The sequence below is a fragment of the Cupriavidus sp. 05L310 genome (assembly GCF_056398185.1).
In genome coordinates, this window is the sequence record NZ_JBFTOX010000031.1 from 87,442 (window position 1) to 104,962 (window position 17,521).

General features: G+C 62.6%; 17 protein-coding genes. 10 read left to right on the forward strand and 7 right to left on the reverse strand.

Annotation, left to right across the window (positions count from 1 at the left end):
- Positions 1-10: 10 nt before the first annotated feature.
- Both AC1DS6_RS22605 and AC1DS6_RS22610 read right to left on the reverse strand, forming a co-directional pair.
- Positions 11-337, reverse strand: a complete 327-nt coding sequence (locus AC1DS6_RS22605; protein WP_477103174.1) for a hypothetical protein — start codon at positions 335-337, stop codon at positions 11-13.
- 58 nt (positions 338-395) lie between these two features.
- Positions 396-767: a hypothetical protein gene (locus tag AC1DS6_RS22610; protein ID WP_477103175.1), complete on the reverse strand. Its 372-nt coding sequence runs from the start codon at positions 765-767 to the stop codon at positions 396-398.
- A 1,065-nt stretch (positions 768-1,832) separates the two neighbouring features.
- On the opposite strand from AC1DS6_RS22610, the gene AC1DS6_RS22615 reads away from it, so the two are divergent.
- Entirely contained in the window at positions 1,833-2,138 is a 306-nt protein-coding gene (locus AC1DS6_RS22615; protein WP_477103176.1) for a helix-turn-helix domain-containing protein, read from the forward strand.
- Positions 2,119-3,102, forward strand: coding sequence for a reverse transcriptase family protein (locus tag AC1DS6_RS22620; RefSeq protein ID WP_477103177.1), 984 nt, complete (start codon positions 2,119-2,121; stop codon positions 3,100-3,102). The genes AC1DS6_RS22615 and AC1DS6_RS22620 overlap by 20 nt, the downstream gene beginning before the upstream one ends.
- Positions 3,103-3,175: 73 nt before the next feature.
- Here AC1DS6_RS22620 and AC1DS6_RS22625 read toward each other — a convergent pair whose 3' ends face one another.
- The 5 genes from AC1DS6_RS22625 to AC1DS6_RS22645 form a co-directional block, all read right to left on the reverse strand.
- Complete coding sequence (locus AC1DS6_RS22625) at positions 3,176-4,117, reverse strand: tyrosine-type recombinase/integrase (RefSeq protein WP_477103178.1); 942 nt, start codon at positions 4,115-4,117, stop codon at positions 3,176-3,178.
- Positions 4,114-5,292 (reverse strand): TIGR02391 family protein, encoded by a 1,179-nt coding sequence (locus tag AC1DS6_RS22630; RefSeq protein WP_477103179.1) that lies wholly within the window; start codon positions 5,290-5,292, stop codon positions 4,114-4,116. Before AC1DS6_RS22630 ends, AC1DS6_RS22625 begins: the two co-directional genes overlap by 4 nt.
- Before the next feature lie 396 nt (positions 5,293-5,688).
- Positions 5,689-6,744 carry a ParB/RepB/Spo0J family partition protein gene (locus AC1DS6_RS22635; RefSeq protein ID WP_477103180.1) on the reverse strand — a complete coding sequence of 352 codons (1,056 nt, stop codon included), beginning with the start codon at positions 6,742-6,744 and terminating at the stop codon, positions 5,689-5,691.
- Positions 6,737-7,435, reverse strand: coding sequence for an AAA family ATPase (locus tag AC1DS6_RS22640; RefSeq protein ID WP_477103181.1), 699 nt, complete (start codon positions 7,433-7,435; stop codon positions 6,737-6,739). Before AC1DS6_RS22640 ends, AC1DS6_RS22635 begins: the two co-directional genes overlap by 8 nt.
- 1,847 nt (positions 7,436-9,282) lie before the next feature.
- The gene (locus AC1DS6_RS22645; protein ID WP_477103182.1) at positions 9,283-10,146 is read right to left on the reverse strand and encodes a hypothetical protein; all 864 of its coding nucleotides are present in this window, start codon (positions 10,144-10,146) and stop codon (positions 9,283-9,285) included.
- A gap of 1,630 nt (positions 10,147-11,776) precedes the next feature.
- Here AC1DS6_RS22645 and AC1DS6_RS22650 point away from each other — a divergent pair.
- The 8 genes from AC1DS6_RS22650 to AC1DS6_RS22685 all read left to right on the forward strand — a co-directional run.
- Entirely contained in the window at positions 11,777-12,193 is a 417-nt protein-coding gene (locus AC1DS6_RS22650; protein WP_400094968.1) for a lysozyme inhibitor LprI family protein, read from the forward strand.
- A gap of 54 nt (positions 12,194-12,247) precedes the next feature.
- Entirely contained in the window at positions 12,248-12,973 is a 726-nt protein-coding gene (locus AC1DS6_RS22655) for a competence protein CoiA family protein (protein ID WP_400094966.1), read from the forward strand.
- A 13-nt stretch (positions 12,974-12,986) separates the two neighbouring features.
- Positions 12,987-15,176, forward strand: a complete 2,190-nt coding sequence (locus AC1DS6_RS22660; protein WP_477103183.1) for a phage integrase family protein — start codon at positions 12,987-12,989, stop codon at positions 15,174-15,176.
- The gene (locus tag AC1DS6_RS22665) at positions 15,173-15,724 is read left to right on the forward strand and encodes a hypothetical protein (protein ID WP_477103184.1); all 552 of its coding nucleotides are present in this window, start codon (positions 15,173-15,175) and stop codon (positions 15,722-15,724) included. Before AC1DS6_RS22660 ends, AC1DS6_RS22665 begins: the two co-directional genes overlap by 4 nt.
- A 6-nt stretch (positions 15,725-15,730) precedes the next feature.
- Positions 15,731-15,946, forward strand: coding sequence for a hypothetical protein (locus tag AC1DS6_RS22670; protein WP_477103185.1), 216 nt, complete (start codon positions 15,731-15,733; stop codon positions 15,944-15,946).
- 51 nt (positions 15,947-15,997) lie between these two features.
- The gene (locus AC1DS6_RS22675; RefSeq protein WP_477103186.1) at positions 15,998-16,249 is read left to right on the forward strand and encodes an H-NS family nucleoid-associated regulatory protein; all 252 of its coding nucleotides are present in this window, start codon (positions 15,998-16,000) and stop codon (positions 16,247-16,249) included.
- A 159-nt stretch (positions 16,250-16,408) separates the two neighbouring features.
- Positions 16,409-16,918 carry a tyrosine-type recombinase/integrase gene (locus tag AC1DS6_RS22680; RefSeq protein ID WP_477103187.1) on the forward strand — a complete coding sequence of 170 codons (510 nt, stop codon included), beginning with the start codon at positions 16,409-16,411 and terminating at the stop codon, positions 16,916-16,918.
- On the forward strand, positions 16,887-17,521 hold a 635-nt coding region (locus tag AC1DS6_RS22685; RefSeq protein ID WP_477103190.1), incomplete at its 3' end, for a transposase. The genes AC1DS6_RS22680 and AC1DS6_RS22685, both read left to right, overlap by 32 nt.

The following is a 17,521-nucleotide window of genomic DNA, read 5'->3' on the forward strand; positions in this document are numbered from 1 at the left end:
AAGGTCAGTTTCAATCTCGGTTGAGACGACGGTAGGCCCAAGCGCCACGAGCTAGGTGAAACAGGAGCATGCCAATCGATGCAATCGGGGCGAGGAGTATCCCCGTTAGGAAGTAGGCACGGATCGTCGCGAAAGGAAGCATGTAGCCAGTGGCCTCGGGCCCATCTCGCTCGACCGACAAGGCTAGGACGAAGAGGATGAGAGAGACGACCGAATAGAAGGCGATCAAGCGCGCCGATCGCTTCAGCGTCACGAGCTCGTCCGGATCCAAGTCTCGTGGAGTCGTGTTCTCCCACCAGTTGCCAATGGCGATGACTACGTCGAGGAGTTTTTCCATGTTTTTTTCTCTGGCGTGTCAAAGACATTCTGGACGGTCCCATTGAGCATGGCCATTGTCAAATCTTCCCCTCGGTTCGGCACCAGCCGTGGGCGCTCTTGTTTTCATCCAGCCATTCCCACACGCCTTCCGCGTCAAGAATGCCCTTCGCTTTTTGAACGGCTTCAATCATCGCAGCCTCAAGGAATCGCCGCTTGCTGATGCCCAGCAGGCCGACGATGCCGTCGATTTCTTCGGCCAATTCCGTTGCGACCTTCGCGCAAACGTTCTTGATCTGGCCCGAAGTCTCGACCTGATCGGTCAGCCCGAGATGGTCCGCCAGGTCGGCATTCCCACTACCAGAGATCAGGTGCAGGGCTTTTTCCGTTACGAGTGCATCCAGCGGTGAGCGCATTTTCCATTCATCCTTTGTTTGGAATATAAATTGCATGATATGGATAGTATCTTAGCCAACATGGAACGACAATGGGCGGGGTTTCTGGGCGAAAAGTGCGTTTGTGGCGAGCAAGCGACAAAAGCCACGCGACGCGGCATAGCGCGCGCCTCCAGCGTCTTGCGCCAGGCCAGCACGTGCGCACGCGTGACGATGCGGAAGTCCTCGGCCCGGGCGATGCCTGCAAAGCCCATGAAATCGCGCAAGTCGGCCTGGTAGGCGCTCGGGTGGCCATACAGGGGGGCGCGCAGCAGCCTGGTCCAGTAGCGGGCGTTTTCATACGCTTTCAGGTGATACCCGCCGGGCGCTTCTCCAGAACCTCGATGATGTCCAACTGCCGTAACTGGCGCAGGCCTGCCACCACCACCATCGGTCGCGACAGTCCGGTGAGCGCCTCCAGGTCGTTCAGCGTCAGACGCGCGCACGTAAAGGGCGATATAGAGCTTGAGCGCCGCAGTCGCTTGACGGGTGGGCAGCTTGCGGATGGCCTGATGGGTCTCGGGTTCCGTCTGCCAACTACACGGCATCTTGGCCGAACCCATCGCAGAGGGCATGCATTCGCTGAGTGCGAATAAATTTCGCTGCCAGCGAAATTTGTCCTATACTGGAATCTGGTTGGAATTGAAGACAAAGCCAGCGCATTACCCGGACCTGCTGTTCTGGGTCTGCGGAGAGGCAACTCTCCAAACATTGCCCCGGACACGCGTTCTGGGCGCCCCCGCCCGCCGCCTGGTGCGGCGGGCGGAAACGGATAGGCAGGGGAAAAGTCGTCCCTCTTCGCTTCTCGTTACGTACTGGTCCCGAAGCAATTTTGCCAAGGGGTAACGAGGAATCACCATGGTTAAAAAGACCATACCCAACCAGGGACGACAGTCAGCCGGAAAGTCTTCGCGGCATAACTTGGGCAAGCTTAGGCGAGTCCTGATGAGTCGCAAGACCCTGTCACTGCTGATGGGATGGCTGCGCTTCGCAGTTACGGTAGCGCGGCTGTTCGATCGTTGGTGACGGGGTGACGGCCGACACCCCTGCCTAGTCCTAGTTGTTTTGAATGGAGGCGATCAAATGCTACATAAGGCTCTACGCCACCTTCGCCGATACCACCAGATGACCCAAGAGGACTTAGCAAGGCGTCTGGAAATTTCCAACAACTATCTGTCGGAGATTGAATCGGGTAAGAAGGCCCACGCAATTACCATTGACTTGCTCAATCGCTACGCCGCCATCTTCGACGTACCGGTCTCAAGCCTGATGCTGTTCTCTGAACAATTGGATTCAGGCCGACGCAGCGAGAAGATCCGCGTTGCGATGGCAGCGAAGATCTTGAAAGTCCTCGACTGGGTAGCCGCCGATGAAGAAACAGTCGCATAGGCGTGAGAAGACGGTCGGGCGTGCACGGTTGCGGAAGAACAAGTCGGCACGCTACCCTATCGAGCGATCGCCGCTCTGGCGGTTGTCGAGCATTCACAAATTAGCGGCCTTGATCGGCGTCCCGGTTGAGGATCTTGAAGCGACCTGCACGGCCCCAACGTACAATCGGTTCGACGATCAAGCGAAACCTGGCAAAGAGCCTAGGCACATTCAAGAGCCGACAGAAGCCACGCTACGGATTCACTATCGCATCGTTAGGCATCTGGACAGCATTCAACGGCCAGATTTCCTGCACTCAGCGACCAAGAGGCGCTCGCACGTCACAAACGCCCGCGCTCACGTTGGCAGCGGCGGTGCAGTGGTTGCAATGGACATTCGAAAGTTCTTCGAAAGCACGACTTACCAGCACGTCAAGGCGTTCTTCCACAAGGACTTGGGATGTTCTCATGACGTTGCACGGTTGCTGGCAACGGTTTGCACTGCGGACGGCCACCTACCCACCGGCAGTTGCATCAGCCCGTTGCTCTCTTACTTCACTCATCGCCAGTTATTCGCGGAGATCGAGAAGCTTTGCTCGGCAAAAGGCGTGACGATGACGCTGTACGTTGATGACCTGACTCTGTCTGGTATGCGCGCGACAAAGACCATGCTCTTCCAAGTCAAAGCTCTGGTCAGCCGTCAAGGCCTTCGGACCCAACCGACGAAAGACGCTGTCGTGCCGCCAGGAAAGGCCGCAATCATCACTGGCGCAGTTCGGAATGGTGACCAGCTTCGTTTGCGGAACAAACATCATAATTCCATCGTGGCGATTCAAGATTCGATCGCAGTCGGCCAAGACTCCTCGCTTAACGAACTGAGTGGTCGTGTCGCTGCGGCTCGGGCCGTCGAACCAGGAGCAGCGACTCGTCTTGAAACTCGTCTGGATCAGATCGTGAGCCGCAGACTGAAGAGCAACGGCGCTTGACGGAAACATAGGCGAGCCCTAGCGCCGGTCACAGACGGGCGCTAGGGCGCTTGCTGGACTAAGCCCCGCATGGCTACAGACGGATCCGCTCGACCTCGTCCAGGCTAATGTCGTCACGGCGCCGGTCATAGAGCTGGGTGGTGCGGGTCGACGCGTGGTTCGCCATCGCGGCGGCGTTCTCGAGCGTGCCGCCGTTTTTCAGATAGGTGGTGATCCCGGTGGCGCGGAATGTGTGGTTGCCGATCCGGGTGGCAATGCCGGCTGCAAGCGCTCGGCGCCGCATCATCGCATGGGCGTTGGCCTGCGGCAGCGGGGTCGCGCTGAGCTGGCCGGTGCCGCGCCGGAGGGTGCGAAACAGCGGCCCCTTCCCGTCCGCGCCGAGGCCGGTGCCGTCCAGGTACGCGTGCAGGTACGCCTCGAGCGTGTGGTGGCACGGCATCTCATGACGCTTGCCGCCTTTCTCGCGCAGGCGCACCCACAGCCGCCGGTGCTGGACGTAGACGTCCTCGACCCGCATCGCCAGCGCCGCGCCAAACCGCGCGAACGAGAACACCATCAACCCGATCAACGCGCGGTCCCGCAACCCGGCCGGCGTGCTCACGTCGATGGCATCGAGTAGCTGCCGCGCCTCGGCCGCCTCGAGCACCGGCGTCTTGCCCTGCCGTGCGCTGTGGCTGGGCCCGCGCACCGACGCGGCCGGATTGACCGGCACCACCTGGCCGGTGACCAGCCAGTCGAACAGGTGGCGGATCGCCGCGAGCCGCCGCTTGACGGTCGGCGCCGACAGCGTCTGCGTCTGCAGTTCGATCCAGCCCGCGACGTGCAGCGGCTGACCGGCCGTGATCGATGGTACGCCCGCGCTGGCACACCACGTCAGGAATTCGCCCGCCGCGCGCGCATAGGCGCGGCGCGTATGCGGGTTGCGGGTCGCCGACGCGAAGAATTCGAGAATGCGTACGCCGGCGCGCTCGCCGGCTGCGATGGTGATGCCATTGGGCGTGACGAGCTGGTTCATGAAGCCGCCTTGATCGCTTCAACGCGCGCATCGACGACATGCAGCAGGTGGCTCGCGAGCAGGATGATCTCGATGGCCTCACGCGGACTCTCGATCGGCTCGTGCCGGTGCGAGTGCGGATTCTTGTATGACCCGATTGCGCCGGCGAACAGGTCACGCATGGCTTCGCGTTCGGCGACGTCAACGGTATAGTCCGTGAGTGGCCCGCTCTCCGGATTGAAGGCCTTCTTCATCATCGGCATGCCGTGCGCGGAGTCGCCGTAGCTTGCGGCCTTTCGCACAGCAATCTCTACCTCCCGCATTGCCTCGAACGCTGCGGTCTCGTAGGCGCCGCGCATGAACGACAGCCAGACCGTCGTGGCGATCGCCGGGTGCAGCAGTTCCTTCGGCAGCAGCCGGGCAGTCTGGTAGTCGGTGAACGCCGCTTCGTTCTCGAAGCGTTGCGCACGCCGGCTCAGATGCCGGAAACCATTGTTCCCGTTCATGCCCTCGGCGGGAACTAGCAGCCCCTGCGCTTCGAGCCACGCAAACGCCTCGGCCAGCGCAAGGTCGACTTCATCCAGCCGGTGGCGCGGATACTGGGTATGACCAGTCATGCCCAGCTCCATCCGCAGGTTGCCCAGGTTGAACATGGCCTCCTGCCGTTTTCGCAGCAGGAAAAGTACCTTGGCGGCCAGCTCCTCCGGCTCGAGCGCGAGCAGCACGTCGACATCGGGGATGGCGGTCGGCAGTTCAATCATGGGTCTCTCCGGCTTGGTCTGATATGTGATAACGGAGATTATCAGAGATAGAAACCGCGAATTTACTGTGCCGGGCTGTGGTGTGTTTGGGGTAATGGCCTCCGATGGCGGCGGGTCCACGAGGAAATCGCGCAGTTTCAGCTTGTCGTTATCAGAAGGCTTCAGGGCTAGCGTCTCTCGTTCGAGGGAACGCGTGCGGGCCATCTCGCAACGGAGCTGGTTACTCAGTTGGCCGAGCACGCCGCCCCCCGTGCCAATATGACGTGCGTCACCTATCCCTGATAGCGTTCCGCCGAGCAGATGGGGGTGGCGCTGGAAGCGGCACTGAGCTACGAACTCCATACAGGTAATGAACTGGCCAGCCTGACCCGGCGCGACGCTGACGTCGCGGTGCGGTCGATCAAGCGCCCGCACCCGCACCCGATGAGCAAGCACATCGGGCCGATCCGCGTCGCGCTGTACGCGGCCAGGAGAGGCAGAGCGGCCAAATTCGCCGATGTCGAGGCCGGGAAGCCTGACTGGATCGCACCCGACGATGCGCTACCCGAACACCCTTCGGTGGTTTGGCGTAAGCTGCTACCTTCTCAAGGTGGACCCGCGCTACGGCGTCAACAGCATTCTGTATCGTCAATGTGCACTTTGATGCTGCCCATGCGTACCCCTGCCCCGCCTCGGCAGATGCTCGGCGTTGCCCCTTCCAATTGCGCCATCCAACGTGGATTAGGGCAACTCGCATCAACGCGCCGGACATAAGCGTGCTGCGTGTTCACCTGTCGTTCACATGCCCTACAGGTTGCAATCCGGCGGGAGTCCACTGACGCCACTCTCAGCCTAGACTGAAGTAGAAGCCGATGGCTTTGCGTTGGTGAAGGACTCGACGATTTCCTTTAGCTTATCGGCAAGCGCCTCCTGTTGGGTGGCAGGAATCTCTACGAGTTCAAGATTGATTCGCCCATCAGGAAACGTTTTCAATTGACCAAAAGATTGGCCGTCGGTTTTGAAGTCATATCGTTGGTGATAGCGGGCTCGCTCCTTCTTGCCGGATGAGCTTGGCGTCGTAAGATCCCTCACGGCGAGCTCGAGTTGTCTTACGGTTCGCTTACCATCAATTACGGCAGATAGATTTCGCGTCGCTTGTTCTTCGCCAGCTTTGTCAAAAATCAGTTTGATGAAATAGGCGGCCTGGAGCCCTACCCTATCTGCAAACTCCGCCATGCGCTCAAGTATCGGCCGCGGCAATGCGTTCAGCGACAGTACCTTGCTGACATACGCCTTATCCCGACCGACTCTCTCCGCTAGCGCGTTTTGTTCCACGAAGACCTTTTCCTCGAGCACGCGCCGCCAAGCAATTGCATCATCAAAGATGGTTTGGCGCTCGTGGTCATTGTTCGCTCGATAGGCGATTGAATAGAGTTCGGTAGGCGTTGTGTCTGATCGCAACTCAGCATCAATGAACTTCTCTCCCAAAGAGCGCTTTGCTCGAAGACGTCGTTCCCCGTCGATTAGAACGTACTTGCCCGGGTATTGCGGCAATTGGGTGACCTTGATCGCCTCAATCTGTCCATCACGCTGCAGTGTCAGGGCAAGTTCTTGGACCTTGGATTCAGGATAGAACTCACGCGGGTTGTATGGATTCGAGATGCAATCTGCAATGAGGATAGGAAAGCGATTGCCATTGGCTGTCGCCGGGGACACGGGGATCGCAATGGCGGCTATTGGCTCGGCTGCTGCGGAAGGTCGCGGGCTTAGAGGCGTTTGCGCTTTCTCCTCTGGTTGAGCGCGCTGGTCCAAGGCGGCCCGTTCGTTGTTCAAGCCCTTCAGGAGGCCAGCAGCGAGCGACAGGTTGCCAGCGGGCTTCGCCTTCTTTTGATTATTTTCCTTATTCATTTACAACCTTTTTTTCGCGAGATTGAGCGATGTACTGCGAGAGTTCTAAGGCGAGGCCTTCAATCTCTGCCCTAGCCTCCTTGACGCCGCGCATATAGCGCTTGCACTCGTGAGCTGTGGTGCCAAGTGCGAAGATCTGTCGATAGATCTCCCGTTGCGCGATCTGGCTGGCTAGAAGGTAAGTTCCTACGTCCTGATCGCGGAGAAGGGTCATGATCTCCTCTCGCATTCGAGTTTTGCCGTTGATGTTGTTGAGCATCAATGCGGAAGCCAACTCTGGATTCACTCGACGCTGGACGTTTGCTACTTCACGAATCATGGCCATGGTGCTGAAAAGGTCCGCTGGCGAGGGCCCCATGGGGATCAGACAGAAATCAGCAACCTTGAGTACTTCTGGCGTCCTCGGGTCTTCCAGATTGCCCGGGCAGTCCACCAGGATGAGATCATATTTGCTCTGGAGCTTCCTGATCTCGTTACCTATTTTCTCACCAGCGGGAGCTAGGCTCGTGACCGAAACTTGGAGGGGCTCCGCGCCGCTCGTAGCCCACCGCAGTGACGTGTTCTGTGGGTCCGCATCCACTAGTGCCACTTCGCTGCCACCAGCCTGAAAAGCCGAGGCCAAGTTTAGGCTAAGCGTCGTCTTCCCGACGCCGCCCTTTTGGTTCGCAACTGCTATTGTGAATGCGGGCATACTTGCTCCTGGAATATTCTCGGAATTTTATGCGTCACATTTTTTAGAGGCAAGTAGTGTTACAGATGGGGTGTGGTTGTCACGTAACAACTTCCTGACGCTCATCCATCGACTTGGTCACGCCCGCCTGGGCGGGCCGGCTTTGGGCAGTTGTCACGTAACAACCGGCCCTGGGCGGTGGACTCCACATCGATCCGATTTGCAACAATCTCTGAGTCGGCGATCCGTACCAATTTGGTGCTTTCACGAACATTGCTCGGGCCGACAGCCTTGCGTACAGCGTTAGCTATCCAACCGCCACTGGGAGCCCACTCAGGACGACGCCATGCGTTTCCGGATAATAACTACGAACTGGGCGTTTAGTTATCCAGGCCCTATTGGTTTGCATCTGTTTGCGCATCAAGCCGTCGATTTGAATGGACGTTCTCGTTCTGAATTGTTCTTGCCGTTGCTTCGTATCGATTCGGAGATGCGCACGAGCCCTGAGAGCCCTGTGCGTGTTGACGGTTGTTACGTGACAACCGTGGACCTTTGGACTTCCGGTGAATCCCCCTAGCACCAGTTCACAAGTCCAGCAAGCAAGGGCGGCGACCAAGCATTTTCCGAATCTCGGGGGCTATGGGCTAGATTATGACGTTCCTCCCATGTGAAGAGTCGGAGCCCAGGGACGCCTACCTTTAAAGCATCGTGCTAGCAGTCCAAGAATGCAGATTTTGTGATCGGGCGGACCGCTCATGTCCTTGCAACGAATTCCTCAAGACAGTCGCTGCTCGCCATGTGGCAAGTAGTAAGTCAGCCGGTACTCAGGCTAGCGCCAACATGCCCAAGCGCCGCTGCTCCATGGGAGGTGATGGAACCGCGAATGTAGCTCCCCCATATCCGTCTGCGGCCAACCTGAAGGGCGTTGGCAGAACGGCCTACACGACGTGGGCCCATCCAACGCCTCGGCCTAGCAGACGGCTGCCGCAGCAAGCCGGTAGTGGTTGCATAACACGTGAGCGATAGCGCACTTTCAACGCTTCCCGCCGACAAGGACCTAGCGCCGATCAGAGACGTAACCCCACACACCAACAGTCTTCTACGAAGAAACGACCGGCCGAGCCGGCTCGTTTCACGAAAATCCAAGTCAAAACCGTTCCAGCGGACCTGGCCTGGCTGATTCAGGAAAAGCAGCTGCGCCTATCGGGCCTGTTTCTTATCATGAAGCGGTTGGCCACGCTGGTTGACGCTCTCCGCGGCATGACGTTGGGTCGGGCCTATGGCGCAACTTGGAGCGTTGACGAAGCCTCCTTGGTGATCTGGGCCAACGGCGTGACCTCCGCGCTGCCACAGGCACGTGCCCTCGAACACCTGGAAGTTATGCTCACCCTATGGAGCCGGCTGCCGGCGACGGACCCTCCAGGATCCTCGCACTAGGCCCCTTCGCAAGGCGATCGACGAGCACCTGGCAGCCGCTAGGACGATCCTGCGTGGCCGGCTGAGGACGGTATGAACGCCAGCCGCACAGCCGCCTTGGACCGCAGTCTCGGTCAGTTCGCCCGTACTCGAGCTAGCGCCAATTTGCCAGGGGCTGCAGAACCTTGAACGCACAGATCGCAGGCTCCACAGCAGCCGCTTGGTGCCGTTATCAACAGCAATGTATGCGCCGGACTGTGCCCGGAAATGTGGAAAGTTATATACTGAAAATTCGTATAGAATGTGGCTCCGGCTGCCCGTTTCGATCAACGCACGTCCTGCCGATCAACGGCTGGCAGGGAAGGGCGGGTATCGCTCACCAGGGCGCGTATCGCCGGAACAACTTGGCTTTGAGCGACACACTCCGTGCTCCAAACTTGGGCTGGGCCAGCTCAGAAATGGAACGCACCAATGTGACCGAGCGTATCGCTGCCTTCGATCACCGCGTCGTAGCTCCCGGCGCGGCCACCGCGCCGGCGGTATGTGGCAAGCGCATGGCGTGACAGAAGCCGCTGCAGACAATCCCAATGATCAGAGCGTTGAATGTGGTTGCCGACGGCAGGATCGATCCAGGACGCCAGCCAGGCGATGCGCGACGCGAACAATCGGGTGCTGATTAACGTGTGGCGCGGCCGGCGGGGGATGAAGCCCGGATAGCCCTGCATATCGAATTCAGGGATGGCCCAGATCGCGTCGTGATGCCCGATCCGGTTGCGGACGTCACGCACTGCCCGGAGCAGCCGGACGATACGTTCGCGAAACTGCTGAGAAGCGTAGATCGTTCCCGCCGGCGCAGCTGGAAAGGCCAGTGTCAGCGCTCTCGCCTGCAGTCCGTTGGGGTGACTTGCTCGACCTAAGCCGTTCACAAGCTGTTCCCAGAAACCGAACGACAGTGCGGCAACAATGTCGTCGTGGCCAACGGCGCGCCCCCGCTTGGACCGACGGTCAATGATCTTCTCGATTTCTTTCTTGTCGATCGAAGACATCGAATGTGGCGTTTTCGGGACTGGCGCACCGGCGTGAACGGGCCCGGAGATCGGTAACATCCAGGGTGCGGAATCCGTCGAGGCGTAGAATTGAGAAAGGCTGCGATGCAACGCATTGCGCAGCGACACCTCGAAGTCACCGAGAATGGGCAGTAGGGCGGCAGCGACCGCTTGACACCAGCTGTAGCTGCCCATGAGATCGGTGCTCGACCGGCTGTCGAAGAAGCGTTGAACCGTGGCCAGGCGCGGCGCTGTGAGGTGATTCTGCATTGATAGGGCGACGAGGGACGTGTGGGTGCCATGATACGGCACTCAACACTCACCATAGAAATGCCTGAACGGATACTTGATAATCAGGTATAATCCACTATGAGACGGGGGTGGTCCGGGATTCCGGACGTGCCTCCGTAATTAGAGTCAGAACCCCGCGCAAGCGGGGTTTTGGCTTTCTAGGGCCGTCTTCATCACAATCTCCAGAGCGAAGAGGGCGGCTACATCGTCGAAGCCATGCGGTATGCCTCGCTGAGGTCGTGGTTCGCTAGTGCTTCTAAGGCCAGAGGTTGCCCCTGATCCCTTGACGAAGCGGACCTGACCAGCCGACGCATGATGCGGCTGGCCAGCCAGGTCGGCAGAGTTGTCCCCCGATTCTGGGCGAGTCCTCGGCGTCGTGGTTACCCCGTCGCGCTGGGGGCGAACCCGCCGCTCGGCAGGCCAGGCTGCACCACCGCAGGACGCCGGCGGAAACGCGGCCTCCCTGTGTCGCCGTCCTCGCCTCGCCGCCGGCCTGACCCGGCCGACGAAGGCCCGGCCACCAAGTGAATAGTCAGCGAGCTCGAACTGGATGGGGGACGGCAACGGCTTTGCCGTTGTGCAGATTAGAGAGGGGTGGCACTGCAGCCGCTTGGCGGGGCTGGCCACCGCTCACCCGACCCGAGCTTCGACGGGGCCACCATCAGGCCGACGCCATTGGCCCCCGCAGCCGGACCCTCTCCTGGCCGACTCGCCCCGGGGCATTTCAAGACACTCGGGTGCTGTCCATCGCGGTTGCGATGATACCCATTAGTACCGTCCAAAGCACCTCGTGCTGGCAATACATCGTCACTTCCCATCGGGTGCCGTCCGGTCGCACGACGCTCTGTAAGCGGCCTGTGCAGACGACGTCACGCCTCCGTAAGGGTCCCAATCCCAGCTCGACGCGACACCCCTCAAGTTCTTCGATGACCCGCTCCATATTGAGCTTGCAATGCTGACTCCGCGTCGCCGCGGAAGTCGTCATAGAACGGACACCGCGAGCGCTGCCTCGGCAGCTGGCAGGTCGAATAGCCGGCAGATGTGGTGCAGGTTGGCGCGCCGGACGCCCCACCCGTCGATCGGCGCGTCGCCATCCTGGTGTGGCTGTGCTCGACACTCGGCACGCGGGCCGTCATCGACCCCAGAGTGCCAGGGGGGCGTCGGTGGAGGGCGTCGGAAAACACCCCGGCACCCAGGGTGGGATCCGAACCGCTTCCGCCCGTCGGGCCCGGGCAGTTCGTTGGCCACGAGCCGTCCCTCGGTGGGCAACACGTGGCTGCCGCCCGGCCAGGGTGAAGGCGCTGGTGGCGGTTGGGCCAGATCTGCCGCGTCCACATCGGCGGTCGGACTTCCACAGGGGATCAGGTGTGCGAACGGCGCTTGGGCCTGGCGACATCTGTTTTTACGTTTTACCAGTACATGATTACCTTAATAATCATGCACTGCGAAAATAAGGTACGCATGACCCCTTGCGCCGGAAGCGTCTCGCGCTACAATGGCGCACATCGCCCGCTAGGCCTTGCCCACCTTGGTCACCCACCTTGGCCGGGGCGGTGGCTGCCCCGGTCCGGGTCACGCGACCGCACGCAACCTTATGGAGCCCGCGACCATGCGCTTCCTGCCCGCCCGATTCGCCGTTGCGGCCATTGCCGCCGTCTTGCCGCCGGCCATTGCGCTGGCCGCCAGCGCGGTCCCGGACTGTCAGACGGACGCGCTGTGGCGCTTCGATGCCGCTTGCCTCGCCACAACCCGCAGTGACCTAGATCAGCAGCAGGCCAACGCATTGGCAGCGCTGCGCCAGGCGGCCGACCCGCGCCGGCGCGAGCTGCTCGCGTCCGCGCAGGCCGCCTGGACCTCCTACCGCCAGGCGCAATGCGAGAGTGAGGCCGACCTTGCCCGGGCCATGCACGCCGACGATGGGGCCAAACGCACCATGGCGCCCTCGGACCGGCTGCGCTGCGAAGTCCGGCTCTCGGAAGCCAGGCTCATGGAACTGCAGGCGTTCGCCAAGCGCGCGTCGCGCTGAGATCGCGCCGCGCTGCTGCCTTCCTCCGTCGCCAAGACTGCCACGACCATGCCCTTGACCGCTATCCACACGCTGACCGGCGAGCCGATCGATTCCATTTCCTGTTCGCCGGACGCGTGGGCTGCGCTGCGCCGCCTGCCCGTCGGCACGCTGGTGATGAAGGGCAACCGCCAGCCCGCGGTGCTCAAACGCAGCATTCGCGGGCTGCAGTTCTTCGCGCACCCGCCGGGCGGGCGCGATCCAAATTATCAGCCGGAGTCGCCCATGCATCTGGAGATCAAGGCCGAGCTCGTGCGGGGGCTGCGCGCGGCCGGCTACCGGGCTGCGCCGGAGCAGGGTGGGACTTCGCCCTCGGGCGAGGCATGGGAAGCAGATGTGCTGGCCGAGGGCGAGGGCCGGAAGGTGGCCTTTGAGGTGCAGCTGTCGCCGCAGACGCTGGAGGAGTACGAGCGCCGGTCGCTGCGCTACCACGCTTCCGGCGTCGAGGTGGTCTGGCTGATCCAGGGACACCATTACCACGCCTTCAGCGATAGCCTCTATTATCGGGACCCCGCGCGCGCGTGCCGCTATCCCGGACATGCCGACTTTCCCGCGTTTCCTGTCCGTGCCCACAATGCCAAGCACCACTCCGGGACTGTGGCCGGTGCGGAAGTGGTGGTGTGGCCGCGCGATCGAGCGGTGGCCAATCTCTGCGTGGCGGCGTTCGCGACTGGCTTCCTCCGCGCCACCCCGCTATTTTTGGTAGGCACCGGCTGGGTCTGGCAGGCTGCGGCGACTTGACGGCACCATCACCATGACCACGACCATCCCGGCTGCCTCGTTGCCTACCGATTCCGTCACTGTGGCGCCGCCAGCCGCCGCGCCCCGTCGCCGCCGGCGCACGGTCACGCGACGCCATCTGCACCGCGGCCACTTTGGCTTCCTGCGCGCCATCATCCAGGGCCTGCATGCCCGTCCGATGTGGGAACGCTACCTGCTGGACGAGGGCGAGATCGAGGCGGAAGCCGAGCTTGCCGCCCGCGGCCCGGGCGGGGTGGACGACGAACTGCCGGCGCAGGACCGCGCCGCACGGAGCTTTGCTGGTCACCCCAAGGTGCGCCGTGTCACGGCCTGGCTGCGCGGCGAGCTGGCCGCCGCCGCCGGCCGCGCGGAGCGCTATGGCATGGCCCGGCTGGTGCGGGTCGACTTCCGCCAGATCGGGCGCCCGGGCGAGGGCCTGCCGTCGCTGGAAGACTTCGCCGCCGAAGCCGGCCTCGACGGCTTCTCCCAGGCCGAGCAGCAGGAGGCGTACCGCACCCGCTTCGGCCGGGCGCTCGAGCGGGAGGCGAAGCGCGCCGCACTAATGCGCCGGCAGCTGGATGCGGTCGACTGGCTGGAGGGCAAGTACGCGCAGCCGGTGCTGGCCGGCGACGCCTGCCGCGCGTGGCTAGCCGACACTCTGGCCACGCGGCTGGAGGCGGCGGGCGTGGCCACGCTCTCCGACCTGATCGACCGCATCAACAGCCTGGGCAGCGGCTGGGCGCGCAGCCTGCCGGCGATCGGGGCCGGCAAGGCCCGCGCGGTCGAGGCCTTCCTGCGCACCCATGCCGAAACGCTCGGCAAGGGCATCGGCGCCCACGTGGCGGTGCCGCGCCGCCAGCGCTATGCGCACGAGCTCGCGGCGGTGGTGCCGCGCGGATCCCGCGCGGGCGCGCTGGTGCCCCTCGACAAGCTGATCCTGCCGGCCGAGCTGGATGGCCGCGCCGGCGCCTACCGCCTGCCGCAAGCGCGCTGCCTGATCGGCGCCCACAACGACTATGAGGCGGTGCTGTCCTGGCTGCGCTCCAAGGCCGGCCTGCCGCCCGAGCAGGTGGCACGGCTGCGCGAGCGCCGCCGCGACCTGGCCACGCTGCCGGGTCCGCTGGACTGGCTGCACTACCTGTCGCACACCCAGCGGGGCTACCGCCGGGAAGCCGAGCGCTTCCTGCTGTGGGCGCTCGTGGTGCGCGCCAAGCCGTTGTCCTCGATGGACACCGACGATTGCCTGGCCTACCGTGACTTCCTCGCGGCGCCCCCGGCGGACTGGTGCGCGCCGCGCTCGCGCGAGCGCTGGAGCCCGGTCTGGCGCCCCTTCGAGGGGCCGCTGTCGCTAGCGGCGCAAGCCCTGGCGGTGCGGATACTGACCAATCTCTACCGCTACCTCAACGACAAGAACTACCTGGCCGGCAACCCGTGGCAGGGCATCCATGTGCCAAAGAGCGTCAAGCCGAAGATGGACACGGGCCGCAGCCTGACCGAGGAGCAATGGGCCTTCGTGTCCGGCTGCCTCGCGCGGCTGCCGCCAAGCTCGGCCAACCAACGCCTGCAGGTGGCGCTGCCGCTGCTGTACGCCACCGGTCTGCGCCTGTCCGAGGTGGTGTCGGTCACCACCGACGACCTCGAATGGGTGAGCCTGCCCGGTGCCAAAGGCGGCGGCACCAAGGCGCGGGAGGAGGGCTGGTGGCTGACCGTGCTCGGCAAGGGCAACAAGCCGCGTCGGGTGCCGGTGCCGGAGGCGGCGATCGAGGCGCTGGGACGGTACCTGGTGGCGCGGGGCTTTGCCGCGGACCCGGCGGCGAACCGGATCGCGGGCGGCGTCGCGTTGCTGGGCCACGCCACCGACCAGGCCGAGCGGGCGCCGTGGGCCAAGGCCGATCGCGCCGGCGCGCAAGCCGCGCTGGCCGCCACCACGCTGTACCGGCAGATCAAGCGCTTCTTCCAGGCCTGCGCCAGCGAGCTGGACCTGGTGGATGCGCGCGGCGCGGCGCGCCTGCGCGCCGCCAGCACCCACTGGATGCGGCACACGCATATTTCCCACGCGCTCGCGGCCGGTGCGCCGCTGGAAATGGTCCAGCAGAACGCCGGCCACGCTTCGCTCGACACAACTACCCGATACATCACTACCGAGGATGCCCGGCGCATGGCGGCGATGAAGCGGTTCTTCCACGAAGGGAAGGCCCAATGAAGAATGCCCCCTTGACCAGACTTGGCCTCATGACGAAGGTGCAGCGCCGCTTCATTCTCGCCATGAACCAAGCGGGCGCACGCTACGTGGTTATCGGCGGGAAGGCGATGCAGGGACTTGGTATTCTCAGACCGACACATGACTTGGATGTTTGGATGAGCACTACTGGATTCACACCGAACCAGGTTCACGCAGTCCTACGTGGCCTAGCCGGTGCGAGTTCGGAAAGTCTGCTGGACCGGCTCCACAAGTCCGGTACGCGGGCGGCGCTCCCGAATGAGATGGCGCCCGACATCGATATCCTCACGTCGGTGGGCGACATGGATTTCGATGAGATGTATGTCGCCAGCCAACCGGTACGTTTCGGAGCCACCGTGTTTCGGATACCCAGGAGAGAGGATTTGATCCGAACAAAAGAGGCCGGCATCAACTCGTTAACGGAGCGCATCGTCGCTGGCGTTTGGGTGGCGACCGACCTGGAGAAGGCCCAGGCGGCGGTTACGCGCGATATGGCAGACATCGAACTGATCCGCAACAGCGGCGGGTAGCATTTGGTGGCGGGTGCGGCAAGCGGCTGCACGCCGCCAGCACGCACTGGCAGCCTCCACACCCGTATTTCCCACGCGCTGGCCACCGGGGCGCCGCTCAAGATGGTGCAGCAGATTGCCGGACACGCCTCGCTCGATACCACCACGCGCTACGTGACCACCGAGGCGGCGCGACGCATGGAGGCGATGCAGGCGGTGTGGGATGCCGGCAAGAGTGAATGATCGTGCGCCCCCAAATCGTTGCACTTTTCCGACTCCCAAAACGTTATACCTATGTCTCTTGAGATCGAGCGCGCCGCAGCCACGGTGTGGATCCGTGTCCAGATGGCCAGGCACGGCCTGACCTTGACCGACCTGCAGGCAGCCGGCTGCTTTGCCGAGAACGCGCCGCCGGCGGCACCCGCGCCGACGCGCATCTACCGCAACGCCGAAGGGCAGAAATGGGACGGGCAGGGCGAGATGCCGGCCTGGCTGCACCGGGCGGTCAATGCGGGGCAGTCGGTCGAGCATTTCCGCGTGGGTTGAAGCTACGCGCCCGACCAGGCCGAGCCGGCGCCGTCACGCCGCACAGGCATTTTTCCGAGGACGCCAAGAAACTAGCCGGTTTATGATGGAAAGGAGTGCTTGCCGTTTCTCTCTCGTAATGCAGCTCGAAATCGAGCGTATTCCGAGATTGGAGAAACCATGCACATCAAGCGCGCCAAGACCCTCAAGCCTTCCCAGATCCGCCATTTGCTCCGCGTGACGGAGGCCACCAGCCGGCACCCGGAGCGTGATGTGCTCATACTGTTGCTGGGATTCACCTGTGGCATGCGGGTGTCAGAGATCGCTCGGATCGAGGTGGCTGACGTACTTCAACCGCCTGGCCAAATCCGCGAAGAGGTGACCTTGCGGGCCTCGATCACGAAGGGATGTCGCCAGCGCTGCATCTATTTGAGCCACCCGAAGACAGTCGCGGCCCTGGAACGCTACATCGAATTGCGGTGGGAAAATGACAAGGGCGCGGCGATGGACCGCCGCATGTATCGCGGTCTTATGCCCACCCCTTTCAAGGTGACGAAAATTAGGGCACCCTCCGTGTTCTCGAACAGAAACCGGAGTCAATGGCGTGGTACTGGACGCAGTAGTGGAACGCTTTCTCGAACACAGCCCGATCAGCGTGATGGCGCGCCTGGGGTTGCAACGCGCCCTTGATCCGGCCTGGATCGACGAATTGTTCGAGCAAGAGCGTGAAACGCAGTACACGCGGGAGTTATTGTTCTCGACGACGGTGGAAATCATGTCGCTGGTCGCCGTGGGGCTGCGCCCGTCGGTGCATGCGGCAGCCAAGGCCAGTCCGGCGCTGCCGGTTTCCATCACCGCGCTGTACGACAAGCTCAGCCGGACCGAGCCGGGGCTGGTTCGTGCCCTGGTGCAAGGCAGTGCGCAGCGGTTGGGGCCGGTCGTGCAACCGATGTTGCGCAAGCAGCCGCCATCGGTGAATGGCTATCGCCTGCGCATCGTGGATGGCAGCCATTTGCCGGCGAGCGAAAAGCGCCTGAAACCATTGCGGGGGTTTCGGGGTGCGGCCTTGCCAGGGCAGTCATTGGTGGTCTATGACCCGGACACGGCGATGATCGTCGATCTGGTGCCCTGTGAAGATGCGCACGCCCAGGAGCGGGCCATCATGGAAACCCTGCTCGCATCGGCCCAGCCGGCCGAACTGTGGATCGCCGATCGCAACTTCAGCACCCGGGCGATTCTTGCCGGGTGGCAGCGTCGCGGCAGCGCCTTCATCGTGCGGGAGCACGGCCGCAA

Excerpts from the sequence above, each read along its gene's own strand:
- AC1DS6_RS22605 (WP_477103174.1), bottom strand. The coding sequence starts at position 337 with ATGGAAAAACTCCTCGACGTAGTCATCGCCATTGGCAACTGGTGGGAG.
- AC1DS6_RS22610 (WP_477103175.1), bottom strand. The coding sequence starts at position 767 with ATGCAATTTATATTCCAAACAAAGGATGAATGGAAAATGCGCTCACCG.
- AC1DS6_RS22615 (WP_477103176.1), top strand. The coding sequence starts at position 1,833 with ATGCTACATAAGGCTCTACGCCACCTTCGCCGATACCACCAGATGACC.
- AC1DS6_RS22620 (WP_477103177.1), top strand. The coding sequence starts at position 2,119 with ATGAAGAAACAGTCGCATAGGCGTGAGAAGACGGTCGGGCGTGCACGG.
- AC1DS6_RS22625 (WP_477103178.1), bottom strand. The coding sequence starts at position 4,117 with ATGAACCAGCTCGTCACGCCCAATGGCATCACCATCGCAGCCGGCGAG.
- AC1DS6_RS22635 (WP_477103180.1), bottom strand. The coding sequence starts at position 6,744 with ATGAATAAGGAAAATAATCAAAAGAAGGCGAAGCCCGCTGGCAACCTG.
- AC1DS6_RS22640 (WP_477103181.1), bottom strand. The coding sequence starts at position 7,435 with ATGCCCGCATTCACAATAGCAGTTGCGAACCAAAAGGGCGGCGTCGGG.
- AC1DS6_RS22645 (WP_477103182.1), bottom strand. The coding sequence starts at position 10,146 with ATGCAGAATCACCTCACAGCGCCGCGCCTGGCCACGGTTCAACGCTTC.
- AC1DS6_RS22650 (WP_400094968.1), top strand. The coding sequence starts at position 11,777 with ATGCGCTTCCTGCCCGCCCGATTCGCCGTTGCGGCCATTGCCGCCGTC.
- AC1DS6_RS22660 (WP_477103183.1), top strand. The coding sequence starts at position 12,987 with ATGACCACGACCATCCCGGCTGCCTCGTTGCCTACCGATTCCGTCACT.
- AC1DS6_RS22665 (WP_477103184.1), top strand. The coding sequence starts at position 15,173 with ATGAAGAATGCCCCCTTGACCAGACTTGGCCTCATGACGAAGGTGCAG.
- AC1DS6_RS22675 (WP_477103186.1), top strand. The coding sequence starts at position 15,998 with ATGTCTCTTGAGATCGAGCGCGCCGCAGCCACGGTGTGGATCCGTGTC.
- AC1DS6_RS22680 (WP_477103187.1), top strand. The coding sequence starts at position 16,409 with ATGCACATCAAGCGCGCCAAGACCCTCAAGCCTTCCCAGATCCGCCAT.